Source organism: Amycolatopsis sp. NPDC104587, assembly GCF_055583645.1.
The window spans coordinates 1-13,344 of sequence record NZ_JBVJNO010000011.1; the positions used below are offsets into that span (position 1 = coordinate 1).

The 13,344-nt window shown below is 70.5% G+C and carries 13 protein-coding genes and 1 pseudogene; 7 read left to right on the forward strand and 7 right to left on the reverse strand.

Annotated elements, in window-relative coordinates; genetic code table 11:
- Positions 1–409 (forward strand): annotated as a pseudogene (locus ACZ61C_RS31190) (Crp/Fnr family transcriptional regulator); the annotation flags it as partial.
- On the forward strand, positions 406–1,422 hold the full coding sequence (locus tag ACZ61C_RS31195) for a family 2 encapsulin nanocompartment cargo protein polyprenyl transferase (RefSeq protein ID WP_465311434.1): 1,017 nt from the start codon (positions 406–408) through the stop codon (positions 1,420–1,422). The pseudogene ACZ61C_RS31190 and the gene ACZ61C_RS31195, both read left to right, overlap by 4 nt.
- Before the next feature lie 128 nt (positions 1,423–1,550).
- Here the strand turns inward: ACZ61C_RS31195 and ACZ61C_RS31200 are convergent, their stop codons facing one another.
- On the reverse strand, positions 1,551–2,678 hold the full coding sequence (locus ACZ61C_RS31200; protein WP_465311435.1) for a CapA family protein: 1,128 nt from the start codon (positions 2,676–2,678) through the stop codon (positions 1,551–1,553).
- A gap of 368 nt (positions 2,679–3,046) precedes the next feature.
- On the opposite strand from ACZ61C_RS31200, the gene ACZ61C_RS31205 reads away from it, so the two are divergent.
- The 5 genes from ACZ61C_RS31205 (at position 3,047) to ACZ61C_RS31225 (ending at position 8,551) form a co-directional block, all read left to right on the forward strand.
- Positions 3,047–4,021: a substrate-binding domain-containing protein gene (locus ACZ61C_RS31205; protein ID WP_465311436.1), complete on the forward strand. Its 975-nt coding sequence runs from the start codon at positions 3,047–3,049 to the stop codon at positions 4,019–4,021.
- Positions 4,022–4,090: 69 nt separating this feature from the next.
- Entirely contained in the window at positions 4,091–5,629 is a 1,539-nt protein-coding gene (locus ACZ61C_RS31210; RefSeq protein ID WP_465311437.1) for a sugar ABC transporter ATP-binding protein, read from the forward strand.
- 64 nt (positions 5,630–5,693) lie between these two features.
- On the forward strand, positions 5,694–6,719 hold the full coding sequence (locus ACZ61C_RS31215; RefSeq protein ID WP_465311438.1) for an ABC transporter permease: 1,026 nt from the start codon (positions 5,694–5,696) through the stop codon (positions 6,717–6,719).
- A 2-nt stretch (positions 6,720–6,721) separates the two neighbouring features.
- Positions 6,722–7,396, forward strand: coding sequence for a FadR/GntR family transcriptional regulator (locus ACZ61C_RS31220; RefSeq protein WP_465311439.1), 675 nt, complete (start codon positions 6,722–6,724; stop codon positions 7,394–7,396).
- A 72-nt stretch (positions 7,397–7,468) separates the two neighbouring features.
- On the forward strand, positions 7,469–8,551 hold the full coding sequence (locus ACZ61C_RS31225) for a glycoside hydrolase family 88 protein (RefSeq protein ID WP_465311440.1): 1,083 nt from the start codon (positions 7,469–7,471) through the stop codon (positions 8,549–8,551).
- Positions 8,552–8,555: 4 nt separating this feature from the next.
- Here ACZ61C_RS31225 and ACZ61C_RS31230 read toward each other — a convergent pair whose 3' ends face one another.
- Genes ACZ61C_RS31230 through ACZ61C_RS31255 form a run of 6 tightly spaced genes read right to left on the reverse strand, consistent with a single transcriptional unit; the run spans position 8,556 to position 13,186 of the window.
- The gene (locus ACZ61C_RS31230) at positions 8,556–9,218 is read right to left on the reverse strand and encodes an HAD family hydrolase (RefSeq protein ID WP_465311441.1); all 663 of its coding nucleotides are present in this window, start codon (positions 9,216–9,218) and stop codon (positions 8,556–8,558) included.
- Between the two features lie 45 nt (positions 9,219–9,263).
- The gene (locus tag ACZ61C_RS31235) at positions 9,264–10,574 is read right to left on the reverse strand and encodes a DNA polymerase IV (protein ID WP_465311442.1); all 1,311 of its coding nucleotides are present in this window, start codon (positions 10,572–10,574) and stop codon (positions 9,264–9,266) included.
- A gap of 1 nt (position 10,575) precedes the next feature.
- Complete coding sequence (locus tag ACZ61C_RS31240; RefSeq protein WP_465311443.1) at positions 10,576–10,890, reverse strand: winged helix-turn-helix domain-containing protein; 315 nt, start codon at positions 10,888–10,890, stop codon at positions 10,576–10,578.
- Positions 10,887–11,501, reverse strand: coding sequence for a hypothetical protein (locus tag ACZ61C_RS31245; protein ID WP_465311444.1), 615 nt, complete (start codon positions 11,499–11,501; stop codon positions 10,887–10,889). Before ACZ61C_RS31245 ends, ACZ61C_RS31240 begins: the two co-directional genes overlap by 4 nt.
- A gap of 57 nt (positions 11,502–11,558) precedes the next feature.
- Positions 11,559–12,290 carry an ABC transporter permease gene (locus ACZ61C_RS31250; RefSeq protein ID WP_465311445.1) on the reverse strand — a complete coding sequence of 244 codons (732 nt, stop codon included), beginning with the start codon at positions 12,288–12,290 and terminating at the stop codon, positions 11,559–11,561.
- Positions 12,287–13,186, reverse strand: coding sequence for an ABC transporter ATP-binding protein (locus ACZ61C_RS31255; RefSeq protein WP_465311446.1), 900 nt, complete (start codon positions 13,184–13,186; stop codon positions 12,287–12,289). Before ACZ61C_RS31255 ends, ACZ61C_RS31250 begins: the two co-directional genes overlap by 4 nt.
- Between the last annotated feature and the right edge of the window lie 158 nt (positions 13,187–13,344).

The following is a 13,344-nucleotide window of genomic DNA, read 5'->3' on the forward strand; positions in this document are numbered from 1 at the left end:
GCTCTGCCGACGCCGCAAAACCAAGTTCTTCCTCGCCCACCCCCGCGCCATCGCCGCGTTCGGGCGGGAATGCACCGCCACCCGCGTCTACCCCGACACCACCCTGCTCGACGGGAAACGCGTCATGACCTGGCGCGGCGTCCCCATCCTGCCCTGCGACAAAATCCCCGTCACCGACACCGGGACAACCTCGATCCTGGCCATGCGCGTCGGCGAAGACGACGCCGGCGTCATCGGCCTACGCCCCCAAAACTTGCCCGACGAATACCAGCCCGGGCTCAACGTCCGCTTCATGGGCATCAACGACCGCGCAGTGACCTCCTACCTCGTCAGCGCGTACCACTCCGCGGCCGTGCTGGTCCCCGACGCGCTCGGCGTGCTCGACGACGTCGAAATCGGGCGATCATGACGGCCATGAACACACGCACCGCGGCCCGGCCGGTCGCCGACGTCCTGGCGTGGAGCAAGAGCCTCGTCGACCCGGCGCTGCGCGTCGCCGCCGAGGGGCTGCCGGAGGTGATGCGGCGGATCGCCGGGTACCACTTCGGCTGGTGGGACGCCCAGGGTGAGCCGACTTCGGCGGACGGCGGCAAGGCCCTGCGGCCGGCGCTCGTGCTGCTGTGCGCGGAGGCGGTGGGCGCCGAGCCGGTGGACGCCGTCCCCGCCGCCGTCGCGGTCGAGCTCGTGCACAACTTCTCGTTGCTGCACGACGACGTCATGGACGGCGACACGACCCGCCGCCACCGGCCGACCGCGTGGACGGTGTTCGGCACCGGCCCGGCCGTGCTCGCCGGGGACGCGCTGCTGAGCCTGGCGTTCGAGCAGCTGACCCCCGAGGGCGCGAAACTGCTGTCCCAGGGCGTGCTCGACCTGCTCGAAGGGCAGGCCGCCGACCTCGACTTCGAGCAGCGCGACGACGTCACGCCCGCGGAGTGCGTCCGGATGGCCGGCGGCAAGACGGCGGCCCTGATCGCGGCGTCGTGCGAGCTCGGCGCGTTGCTCAGCGGCCGGGACGACGCGGTGGCGCGGTTCGGCGAGTTCGGCCGGTCGGTCGGGCTGGCGTTCCAGCACGTCGACGACCTGCTCGGGATCTGGGGCGACCCCGTCGAGACGGGCAAGCCGGTGTACTCGGACCTGCAGAACCGCAAGAAGTCACTGCCGGTGGTGACGGCGTTGTCGTCCGGCACCGCAGCGGGCGCGGAGCTGGCATCGCTCTACGGCGGCACGGACCCGCTCGACGAGGCGGAGCTGTCCCGCGCGGCCGCCCTCGTCGACGAGGCCGGCGGCCGCCAGTGGAGCCAGGCCCAGGCGGCCGCGTTGGTGGCGAAGGGACTTCGCGAGCTGGCCGCGGAAAACCCGGTCCCCCGCCCGGCGGCCGAACTGGCCGCCCTGGCCCGCCTGATCACCACCCGCACCCACTGATCAGGGGCATCACGCGTGACTGGACAGGCATCACGCGTGACTGGCGGGGCATCACGCGTGATTGGACGGGCATCACCGTGATGCCCCCACAATCACGCGTGATGCCTTCCTGATCACGCGTGATGCCCCTACTTGCCGGGGCGGGTTAGGCCGGATTTGTCGGCTTTGAGACTCAGGATGTTCTTGTCCGTGTCAGACAGGGCCTTGGTGACCTGCGCGGACGCCGGGGTTGTCGACAAGTCGAGAAGGCGGATCGGGGCGTCGAGCTTGATGTAGGTCGGGACGTACTCGGCCTTGTCGACCTTCCAGCGGTCGCCGTCGCGGACGAAGCGAAAACGCGCCGCCGCGCCCTCTTCGGTGTCCCCGCGCGGGTCGGAGTGGCGGGCGACGCTGTTGCCGAGCCCGTAGGCCACCCACTTGTCGCCGATCTTCTCGAACGGCTGGACCACGTGGGCGTGGTGGCCGACGATCAGGTCGACGTCGTCCGACGCCAGGATCTTCTTGGCCTGCGACCGCTGCTCGGCGGTCGGGTCGTGCTGGTACTCGACTCCCCAGTGCAGGCTCGCGATCACGACCTGCGCGCCCGCCTCCCGCGCCTTCCGCGCCGCCGCCAGGACGTCGTCGACGTCGATCTGGTTGGCCAGCCACGGCTTTCCGGCCGGCACCTTGATGCCGTTGAAGCCGAACGCGTACGACACCTGCGCGACCTTCACCCCGTGGACGTCGAGGATCAGCGGCTTCGCGGCTTCGGCGGCCGACCGGGCCGAGCCGGTGTGCTTGAGGCCGACCTCGTCGAGCTTGTCGAGGGTCCGCTTCACCCCGTCGGCGCCCTGGTCGATGGTGTGGTTCGACGACGTCGAGCACGTGTCGTAGCCGGTGTCCTTGAGCGCGTCGGCGATCTCCGGCGGCGCACTGAACGACGGGTACCCGCTGTAGGGCCCGCCCTCCGGCGCCAGCGGCGTCTCGAGGTGGCAGATCCCCAGGTCGGCGCCGGAGATCAGCGGCTTGACCCCGGCCAGCAGCGGGCGGTAGTCGATCTTCCCGCCGCCGTCGGCCTCGGCCTGCTCGGTCAGTGCAGGATGGATCAGGACGTCGCCGGTGGCGACGACGCTGAACGAGCCCTCGGGCGCCGCCGCGGCCGAAGAAGAAGGCGTCTCCGGGAACGGTGTCGGCGCCGGGCCGGACTGCTGCGGGCTGCTGCAGGCGGCCGCCAGGACGGCGACACCGGCGAGCGCGGCGACGCGGTGCTTCGTCATCGGTCCCCCTCCGGGCGTGGTCCGGTCATCCTGCCAGCCGGGCGAATCCGGCAGAGACGGCATCCCGGTCAGCGGCCAATCGCACCACAGTCGACAACACCGATCACAACATTCGCACAGGACAAAATCGGACAACGCCCAGGGCAGCGGGTAAAAAATACTATAAATGGCCGAGCGCACGCGGTCATTTGATCACGGAGAGTAGGTCTCACTCCGCTAACTCCACCTTGACGCTCCACGAACGGGTGTTTTGTAATACCAGTCACCCACCGGCGCCCCCACGCGCCATTCGAACCTCGGCCTCCTTGGGAGCAACGATGTCCCCACACTCGCACAGGTTCCGCACCTGGAGCGTTGTTGGTTGTTGTTTGATTTCCGGTGTCTTGATGGCCTCCTGCTCCTCCGGCAAGGACACCGCGGCACCGCAGCAGTCGGCGCCCGCCAACGGCAAGATCACCCTGTACTACCTGCAGAAACAGGGTGACCAGCAGTACTTCGTCGAGCAGGCGCAGGGGGCGCAGGAGAAGGCGAAGGAGCTCGGCGTCGAGCTCAAGGTCGTCAACCTCGGCCAGGACGCCAACAAGGCGATCACCGAACTGGACGCCGCGGTCGCGCAGGGCGCGAACGGCGTCGCCATCGTCGTCCCCGACCAGGCCATCGGCCCGCAGGTGATCGACAAGGCCAAGAGCGCCGGCATCCCGCTGATCGCCTCCGACGACGTCATCAAGGACGGCACCGGCGCGAAGGCCCCGTTCGTCGGCTTCAACGGCAGCCAGATGGGCGACTCGGTCGGCACCGAGGCCGGGAAGCTGTTCAAGGCCGCGGGCTGGTCCGCCGCCGACACGAAGATCATCAGCGCCTACAAGCAGGACCTCACGGTCTGCACCGACCGCGTCAACGCCTCGAAGGCGGCGTTCGCGAAGGCCGCGGGCTCGGACGTCCAGGTGATCGACGTCGGCACCGACAACTCCCCCGTCGACGCGCAGAACCGCTCCGGCGCCGTGATCGGCTCGAACCCGGGTGTGAAGCACTGGGTCGTCTGGGGCTGCAACGACGAGAACGAGACCGGCGTGGTCACCGCGCTCGCCAACTCCGGCGTGCAGGCGAACAACATCATCGGCGTCGGGCTCGGCGCGTACCTCGACTGCAAGGACTGGGCCGCGGGCAAGGACACCGGCAACAAGTCCGCGCTCTACATCTCCGGCGCCGAGGTCGGCCGTTCGGCGATCCAGGTGCTGGTGGACAAGGTGAAGAACGGCAAGGAGCTGCCCGCGGAGACGATCGCGAAGACCACGATCGTCAACAAGGACAACTACAAGCAGGCCGGCGTCAACTGCACCTGACCGAACTCCCGCGGGCCGCACTTTCACGTGAAAGTGCGGCCCGCGGGCTCCACCGCCCGAAGGGTGACCATGTCCTCCTCTTCACCCGCGCTCGCCGTCGAGGGCATCGGCAAGCGCTTCTCCGGCGTCACCGCCCTCGACGACGTCTCGCTGGAGATCCGCTCCGGCGAGGTCCTCGCGCTGATGGGCGAGAACGGCGCCGGGAAGTCGACGCTGCTGCGCGTCCTCTCCGGCGACCAGGGCCCCGACGACGGCCGCCTGCTCCTCAACGGCGCCGAAGTCACCTTCGACACCCCGCGCGCGGCGATGGCCGCCGGGGTGCGGGTGATCTACCAGGAACCCGAGATCATCCCGCACGTTTCGGTGGCGGAGAACGTCTTCGTCGGCGAGCTCCCGGCCAAGGCGCGGGTCTTCAACCGCCGCACGCTCCTGAAGGCGACGCAGGACGCGCTCGCCGAGTACGGCTTCGAGGGTGTCCTCAACCCGGCGACGCTCGGTGTCAAGCTGTCGGCCGCCCAGCGCCAGATCGTCGAGATCCTGCGCGTGCTCACCGCGGCCACCCCGCCGAAGGTGATCGCTTTCGACGAACCGACGTCGTCGTTGTCGGAGCACGAGGTCGAGGCGCTCTTCCGGCTGATCGGGCGGCTGCGCGACAGCGGGGTCGCGGTCGTCTACGTCTCGCACCGGATGAAGGAGATCTTCCAGCTCGCCGACCGCGTCGCGGTGCTGCGCGACGGCAAGCTCGTCGGCGTCCAGCAGGTCGCGGAGACCGACGAGCCCGGGCTCGTGCGGATGATGATCGGCCGTGACCTCTCGGCCCTCGAACGCCGCGTCACGCAGGACACCGGCAACGTCGTGCTGAAGCTCGACGACGTCACGACCGACGACGTCACCGGCATCTCGCTGCAGGTCCGCGCGGGCGAAGTCGTCTGCCTCGCCGGGCTGGTCGGCGCGGGACGTTCCGAGCTGGCCCGCGCGATCGTCGGGGACCTCCCGATCCGCTCCGGGACCGTCGAGCTGGACGGCAAACGCTTGCGGGCGAGCAACCCCGGTGACGCCGTCAAGGCGGGCATCGGCTTCGCGCCCGAAGAGCGCAAGACGGACGCGTTGCTGATGCAGCGGTCCGTGCGCGACAACATCTCCATCTCCGTCCTGGACCGTCTTCGCCGCTTCCGCGTCGTGAAGCGCGCGAAGGAACGCGCGCTCGTCGAGGAGTACATCCGCGAGCTGCGCGTGCGCACGCCGTCGATGGAGCAGGAAGTCCGCAAGCTGTCCGGCGGCAACCAGCAGAAGGCCGTCCTCGCGCGCTGGCTCGCGCGGCGGCCGAAGCTGCTGATCCTCGACGAGCCGACGCGCGGGGTCGACGTCGGCGCGAAGGCCGAGATCTACCGGATCATCGACGGCCTCGCCGCGGAAGGCATCGCCCTGCTGGTCATCTCGTCCGACCTGCCCGAGGTCCTGACGCTCGCCGACCGCATCCTCGTGATGCGCGCCGGGCGCCTGGCCGGCGAGATCGGCCGCGACGACGCGACCGAGGAAGCCGTGCTGACCCTCGCCATCCCCGAAACCGAACCAGCCGTGGAAGAAGCCCAGGAGATCGGCGCATGAGTGAGCTTGCGAACGAATCGAATGACACAGCTGTAGCCGTGTCGAGCGTCAGCGAGGTCGGCGCATGAGCACCCCCACCAAGGAAACTACGGCCCCCGCGGCCCCGGCGCAGCCGAGCGCCGCGCGCCGTGTGCTCACCGGCATCGGCGTGCAGAACTCCAGCCTGATCATCACCCTGATCGCGCTGATCGTCCTGTTGAGCATCCTCAACGACAACTTCCTGCGCACCAACAACCTGCTGCTCATCGGCAGCGCGATCACCATCATGGGGCTGCTCGCCCTGGTGCAGACCCTGGTGATCATCCTGGGCGCGCTGGACATCTCCGTCGGCTCGATGGCCGGGCTCGCCTCGGTGATCTCGGCGATGGTGTTCACCTCGACCGGCAACGCCGAGGTCGGCATCCTCGCCGCGGTCGGCGTCGGCATCCTCTGCGGCCTGGTCAACGGCATGATCATCATCTTCGGCCGGGTCAACCCGGTGGTCGCGACGCTGGCCATGCTGGCCACCTACAAGGGCATCGCGCAGGTCATTTCCGACGGCAAGTCGCAGGGCTACACCGGCGGGGACGACCTGTTCATCTTCCTGGCCAAGGGCGCGATCGCGGGCCTGCCGTCGCTGGTGTGGGTGTTCCTGATCGTCGCCGCGGCCCTGCACTTCCTGCTGAAGTACACCGACATCGGCCGCAACGTCTACGCGATCGGCGGCAACGACACCGCCGCCCGCCTGGCCGGCATCAACATCAACCGGTACATCATCGGCGTCTACGCCCTCGCCGGCGTCGTCGCGGCGGTCGCGGGCGTCCTGATCACCGCGCGCACCGGCTCGGGCCAGCCGGTGTCCGGGTCGGAAGGCCTGGAGCTGCAGGCCGTCACCGGCGCCGCGCTCGGCGGCACGATGCTCAAGGGCGGGCGCGGGTCGATCATCTCCACCGTGCTCGCCGTGATCATCCTGGGCGTGCTGGACAACGGCATGTCCGGGCTGGGCATCAACCCGTTCTGGCAGAACGTCGCGCACGGCGCCCTGCTGGTGATCGCGGTCGTGCTGCAGCAGCTGCGCAGCGGAGAGCGCCGCGTCGGCCTGCCCGAATAGCGGTGAACCTCCACGCCCGGATAGTCGACGAACTGGGCAGGCTCATCGTCGAAGGCGTTCTCGGGGACGGGCAGCCGCTCGTCCCCGAGGAGCTCGGCCGGCGCTTCTCCGCCTCCCGGACGGTGGTCCGCGAAGCGCTGCGCGTGCTGGAGTCGAAGGGCATGGTGACCGCGCGGCCGCGCGTCGGCACGTGGACGTTGCCCCCGGAGGCGTGGGACGCGATCGACCCGGACGTCATCGGCTGGCGCATCAACGGTCCCGGCCGCCGCCACCACCTGCACGAGCTGCTCGAACTGCGGCTGACCATCGAGCCGCAGGCGGCCCGGCTGGCCGCGCACCACCGGCGTCCGGGCGAGCTCTCGGCGATGGCCGCGGCCTACGAGCTGATGGCGGACGCGGTCGAACGCCAGGACACCGCGGCCTTCCACAACGCCGACTCGGACTTCCACGCGGCGTTGATCCGCGCTTCCGGCAACGCGCTCATCGCGCAGCTGCAGGTGCCCGTCGTCGCGGCGCTGCGGGCGCACGGCGAGCCGATGGAGCTGCCCGGGGGCAACACGCTCGTCGCGCACTCCCGCGTGCTCACGCTCGTGCTGGCGAAGAACGCCGACGGCGCCGAGTCGGCGTCGCGCCGGTTGTTGGAAACCGTTGCGCCGTACCACTCACCGGCACCTTGACACGTCCACCGGGAAGCCTGAACACTCGCTGCGACCCACCCGCCGCCATGACGTGCTGAGGAGGACGCTTCCATGCGTTTCCCGGGTATTCGTGGCTTCGGCGTGCTCGCGGCCGTGGTGGTGACGGGCGGGCTGTTCTCGGCCCCGGCCGCCGTCGCGGCGCCGGCCGAGTGCGCCATCACCGGCCAGATGGTGTCCGCGGGCAACTACTGGGTGACCAACGGGACGAACCTGGACGCGCCGGACTGGCAGAACGCGACGTTCCACGTCGGCAACCTCGCACTGGTCCGGACCACCGGCCAGTCGAACCACAAGACGCTGCCGTGGGCGCAGGCCAACGGCTACCAGCTGCCGACCGACCCGAAGCGGCCGTTCTTCCCGGACAACCAGGCCGCCGGCGAGGCGTACCTCGACCTGTACACGTACTTCCACCCGGAAGCCCCGCTCGACTCGATCCGCGCCCGCATCAAGGACGAGGTCGCGTCGGTGCAGGCGGGGCACCGCGACTACTGGAACTACGTCGACGCGCTGAACATGGCGATGCCCTCGTTCGCGCGGATGAGCGTCATCGACCACGATCCGTCCTACTTGGACACAATGGACCGCTTGTTCAAGACGTCGGAACACAAGCTGTTCAACGAGCTCACGGGCTTGTGGTACCGCGACGCGCGGTTCACCGGTTCGGCGGTGTTCTGGTCCCGCGGGAACGGCTGGGCCCTGTCGGCCCTGACGAAGGTGCTGCAGGTCCTCCCGTCGAACGACCCGCGGCGGCCGGAATACCTGCGGGTGTACAAGAAGATGGCGTTCACGCTGTCCCTGCTGCAGCGCCGTGACGGCTTCTGGAACGCGGACCTCCTGAACCCGTTCGACCACGGCGGCCCGGAGTCCAGCGGCACGGCGCTCTTCACGTTCGGCATCGGCTGGGGCGTCAACGCGGGCATCCTCGACGCCGCGCGCTACCGCCCGGTGGTGGACAAGGCGTGGACGGCGCTCTCGACGAAGGCGTTGCAGCTCAGCGGCCTGGTCGGCTACGTCCAGCCGGTCGGCGACCGCCCGGCGACCGCGAAGGCCACGGACACCGCGGCGTACGGCGTCGGTGCGTTCCTGCTGGCGGGACAGGAAGTCGCCAAGCTGCAGGGTTGCTCGGCGGAGTGAGGCCTCAGCTCGGCAGCAGCTGAGTGAGGTCACCGACGATCCGCTCGTCCGGCAAGCCCGCCGCCGTGAAGCCGGCGGCGGGCTCCAAGCCGCTCAACACGCCGACGAAGGGGACGGCCCGCGCCTCGGCGACCTGGAAGTCGCGCAGGCTGTCCCCGATGAACACCAGCTCGGCCGGGTCGTACCCCTCGCGCGCCAGGTTCTCGAGAACCACGTCGAGCACCCGCGGATCCGGTTTGTGGAACGGGGTTTCCTCGTGTCCGTAGATCCGCGCGAAGTGACCGGTGAGGCCGAGCGCGTCCAGGTCCTGCGTGACCAGGGCGCGGCTGCCGCCGGTGACGATCTCCATCCGCACCGACCGGGCCGCGAGGTGGCCGAGCAGCTCCGGCGCGCCCGGCGCGGCTTCCGGGCGGCGCACGCTCATCGCGAGCCGGTAGCGCCCGACGAACGCCTCGGGGTCGACCGTCGGCACGATCGCCGCGACGAACCGGTCGAACGGGAGCCCCCACGCGGCCTCGATGGCTTCCCGGGTGAGCGTGACGCCGAAAGAGCGGGCTGTCGCGACGAGGATGCTCCAGCGGGACTTCGCGGTCGCGAGCACCGTGTCGTCGCAGTCGAACAGCACCGCCCGCGCGCGCCGGACCAGCTCAGCCGCGTTCCCCGCCATGCAACCCCCTCTGTGACCACCGCACTCCACGATGTCACATCGGGCTCACTTGAGGCAGTCACCCGGCTCACCGCGACGCAACGCGGGGTCCGTCTGCTCGAAGGTCCTGGCCACGCCGGGGCCGCTGGAACGCGTCTCGAACCGGACCGTCACCCTTCCGTGGCCCGCGCCCTGGACCCAGCCGGTGCCGTGCTCTTCGTGCACGACGTCGTCGCCCTGGCGCCACGTCGAGGGTGGTGGGGCCGCCGGGGCCGGGGCGGCCGAGACCACCGTGGATGCCGGGGTTTCCGGGACCGCGAGGGTGAACAGCGCGTCCTGGTGGGGCACCGAAAGGCCGCTGTAGGCGACGCCGGCCAGGCGGATCCCGCCGAACTCCGCCGGGTCCAGCAGGAGGCGCTCCGCCGTTGCCGACAGCTCGGCCAGGTCGTCCGTCGGGGCCGAGATCGTCTCGGAACGGGTCACCGTGTGCATGTCCGTGTGCCGCAGCTTGATCACCACCGTGCGCGCGACGCGCTCGGCCTTCACCAGGCGCGCGTGCGCGCCGACCGCGATGCGGCGGACCTCGGCGCGGAGCGTGGCCAGGTCGATGATGTCGGTGTCGAACGTCGTCTCCGCGCTGACCTGCTTGGTCTCGCCGCGGTCGGCCACCGGGCGGTCGTCGAAGCCCGTCGCGAGGCGGCGCAGGTCGCGCCCGATCACCCCGCCGAGCGTGGCGACGGCGTCCTGTTCGGACAGTGCCGCGAGCTGCCCCAGCGTCTGGACGCCGATGAACCGCAGCTTGCCCTCGGCGACCGGGCCGATCCCCCACAGCGCGCGCACCGGCAGCGGTGCGAGGAACTCCCGTTCGGTTCCCTGCGGCACCACCAGCAGGCCGTCCGGTTTGGCCTCGTCGGAAGCGATCTTCGCGATCTGCTTGCCGTTGCCCGCGCCGATCGACGCGACCAGGCCCGTCTCCGACCGGATCGCGGACCGCAGCGAGGCGCAGAACCGGGTGACCGCCTCGAAAGAAGCCCCCACGAGCTGCGGGGGTTCGGCGAAGGCTTCGTCGAGGGAGATCTTCTCCAGCACCGGCGCCACCGCCGTGACCACGGCGAAAACCGCCTGGCTGAGCCGCTCGTAGACGCGGAACCGCGGCGGCACGATCACGCCGTTGGCCGGCAGCAGCCGCCGCGCCTGGGCCATCGGCATCGCCGACTTGATGCCGAACGCGCGGGACTCGTAGCTCGCGCCCGCGACGACACCGCGCGGCCCGAGCCCGCCGACGAGGACCGGGCGCCCGGCCAGCGTCGGCCGCGTGAGCTGTTCGGCCGACGCGTAGAAGGCGTCCAGGTCGAGGTGGATCACCCAGCGGGCCACGTCACTCCCCGCCGGTGGCGTCCAGCAGCTGGTGCAGCGCCTTCGTGTAGCTCTCGAACGCGGCGCGCCCGGCCGCGGTCAGCCGGACCAGGGTGACCGGCGTGCGGTGCTCGTAGGCCTTGGTGATCTCGACGTACTCGGCGTCTTCGAGCTTGCGCAGGTGCGTCGAGAGGTTGCCGGCCGTCATGTCCAGCAGCTGCTGCAGCCGCGGGAAGGTGATCTGGTCGGCCGCGTGCAGCCCGGCGAGCGCGACCGTGACCCGCAGCCGCGCCTGGGCGTGGATGACCGGGTCGAGCTGCGGCAGCGGGTCGCTCATCGGCGCTTCTCGCGCACGAAGTAGACGATCGAGGCGAGCAGGAACCCGCCACCGCCGCAGACGGTGAGCACGAGGAAGTTCCCCGGGAACCCGACCAGCACGCTCAGCGCCGAGGACACGATCATCCACGCGCCGAGCCCGTACATCAGCTTGTCCTGCCAGAGCATGCCGCCGGCGAGGTACATGACGCCGGTGACCAGCAGCCAGGTGCCCGACCAGAGCAGCGACACCTGGTCCGAGGACAGCGTGCCGAAGTTCGTGATCCGGATGTCGACGACGGCCAGCCCGATCGAGACGAGCGCCCAGCTGTAGCCGTACATCGCGCCGACGGTCCGCGACGGGCCGCGGATCCCCCGCCCGGCCCGGGCGCTCACGAACGCGGTGTAGCCCATCGCACCGAGGAACAGCACGGTGACGACCACCCCGCCGACCCAGCCCGGGATGCTCGCGGTCCGCGTCGCGAAGTAGGTGAACCCCCAGCCGACGATCCAGGCGAAGGCCCACGCGGCGAGCATGCGCGCGGGGCCTCCGCCCAGTTCACGGCGCGTGCGCCGGTTCTGCTGGGCGATCAGGTTCAGCGACTCCTCCGCCGACAACGGCTCGTCGTCCACCCTGATCACCCTCCGCCCGCGCAGACCCCTCAGTACTGCACGGAGGTTAACAAGCATTCACAGCCTGGCCGTGTCCAGCCGGAACCGGCGCACCACGATCAGGGCGGGCACGACCAGCCAGCCCGCCAGCACGAGCACCGCGAGCCCCGTTCCGCCCTCGTGCGCGAGGGGCTCGAGCCCGACCCGGCCGAGCCAGTAGGTCGGGAAGAAGTGGGCCAGCGTCGCCATCCAGTCAGGGAGGACGTACAGCGGGATCCACAGGCCGCCGAGCATGCCCAGCGGCATCATCAGCGCGCCGGTGACCGCGCCGACGGTGTCGCCCTTGCCGAACAGGCCGATGGCCAGGCCGAGCACGGCGAACGGGAGCACGCCGAGCCACAGCGACACCAGCACGAGCCCCCACTGCGCGGCGGTCAGGTGCACCCCCATCGCCAGGCCCGCGACGAACACCACCACGAGCACCGGCAGCGCCACGGCCATCGCCGAGATGACCTTGACGACCAGGTAACCGGGCCCGCGCATCGGCGTCAGCCGCAGCTGCCGCTGCCAGCCGTCGGTGCGCTCCTGCGCCACCCGGGTGCCGGTGAACAGCGCGCCGCCGCTCGCGCCGTACGCGGCGAGCTTGATCATCGTCTCGACGTCCGCCGGGATGCCGCTCGGCGTGGCGAGCTTGCCGAAGATCGAGCCGAACAGCACGAACATCGCCACCGGCATGCCGATGGTGAAGATCGTGAACTGCGGGCTGCGGACGATCCGCTTGATCTCCAGGCTCAGGTAGGTCGTGTTCACGCGGCCACCTCCTCGGCGGTCAGTGCCAGGAATGCTTCTTCGAGGCCCAGTGCGGTGATTTCGATGTCGGCCGCGGCCGGGTGGGCGGCGAGCAGCGCACGGATCGCGGTGTCGGAGTCGGCGCAGGCCAGCTCGGCGCGGCCGGCGCGCAGCTGCACGGTCGTGACGCCGGGGAGCTGCGCGAGCTCGGCTTCGGTGGCGCCGGGCACGGCGGCCTTGAGCACCCGCCCGGACACCGCGGCCCGGACCTCGGCGACCGGCCCGTCGGCGACGACGACGCCGTGCCGCATCAGCACCACGCGGTCGGCGTAGTCCTCGGCCTCGGCGAGGTAGTGCGTCGCGAAGAGCACGGTCCGGCCGGTGGCGGCGAACTCGCGGATGGCGGCCCAGAAGGCCCGCCTGCCGTCGACGTCCATCGCCGCGGTGGGCTCGTCGAGCACCAGCAGGTCCGGGTTGCCCGCGAGGGCGAGCGCGAACCGGACGCGCTGCCGTTCGCCGCCGGACAGCTTGCCGCAGCGGCGTTTGACGAGGTTCTCGAGACCCGCCCGCGCGATCACCTCGGCGGCGGGCAGCGGCTTCGCGTGCGTCGAGACGATGAGGTCGACGAGCTCGCCGACGGTGGCGTCCCCCAGCAGCGCGCCGTTCTGCATCATCGCGCCGACCAGCCCCCGGTCGACGGCTTCGCGCGGGGTGCCGCCGCCGACGGTGACCTCCCCCGCGTCCGGCTTGGCCAGGCCCAGCAGCATGTCGACGGTGGTCGACTTGCCCGCGCCGTTCGGCCCGAGCAGCGCGACGACCTCGCCGGACGCGACCTCGACGGACACCCCGTCGACGGCGGTGACCTGGCCGAACCGCTTGGTCAGGTGGTGCAGTGCGAACGCCGGTCCCCCAGTCATGGCGCTCTCCCTTCGCTCGTGGACTTTGCAACGCAAAGTCGCTGCGCACTTTGTAACACAAACCTCGCGCAAGTTCAAAGCCCCCGGCGTCGGAAAGTGCCCGAGCGCCCCAATGCGGCCTTGGTTGCGTTGAACGCACCCAAGGCGGCCTTGGGTGC

Bases quoted from the DNA above. Each gene is read 5' to 3' on its own strand.
- ACZ61C_RS31195 (WP_465311434.1), top strand. From the start codon at position 406: ATGACGGCCATGAACACACGCACCGCGGCCCGGCCGGTCGCCGACGTC.
- ACZ61C_RS31200 (WP_465311435.1), bottom strand. From the start codon at position 2,678: ATGACGAAGCACCGCGTCGCCGCGCTCGCCGGTGTCGCCGTCCTGGCG.
- ACZ61C_RS31210 (WP_465311437.1), top strand. From the start codon at position 4,091: ATGTCCTCCTCTTCACCCGCGCTCGCCGTCGAGGGCATCGGCAAGCGC.
- ACZ61C_RS31215 (WP_465311438.1), top strand. From the start codon at position 5,694: ATGAGCACCCCCACCAAGGAAACTACGGCCCCCGCGGCCCCGGCGCAG.
- ACZ61C_RS31225 (WP_465311440.1), top strand. From the start codon at position 7,469: ATGCGTTTCCCGGGTATTCGTGGCTTCGGCGTGCTCGCGGCCGTGGTG.
- ACZ61C_RS31230 (WP_465311441.1), bottom strand. From the start codon at position 9,218: ATGGCGGGGAACGCGGCTGAGCTGGTCCGGCGCGCGCGGGCGGTGCTG.
- ACZ61C_RS31240 (WP_465311443.1), bottom strand. From the start codon at position 10,890: ATGAGCGACCCGCTGCCGCAGCTCGACCCGGTCATCCACGCCCAGGCG.
- ACZ61C_RS31255 (WP_465311446.1), bottom strand. From the start codon at position 13,186: ATGACTGGGGGACCGGCGTTCGCACTGCACCACCTGACCAAGCGGTTC.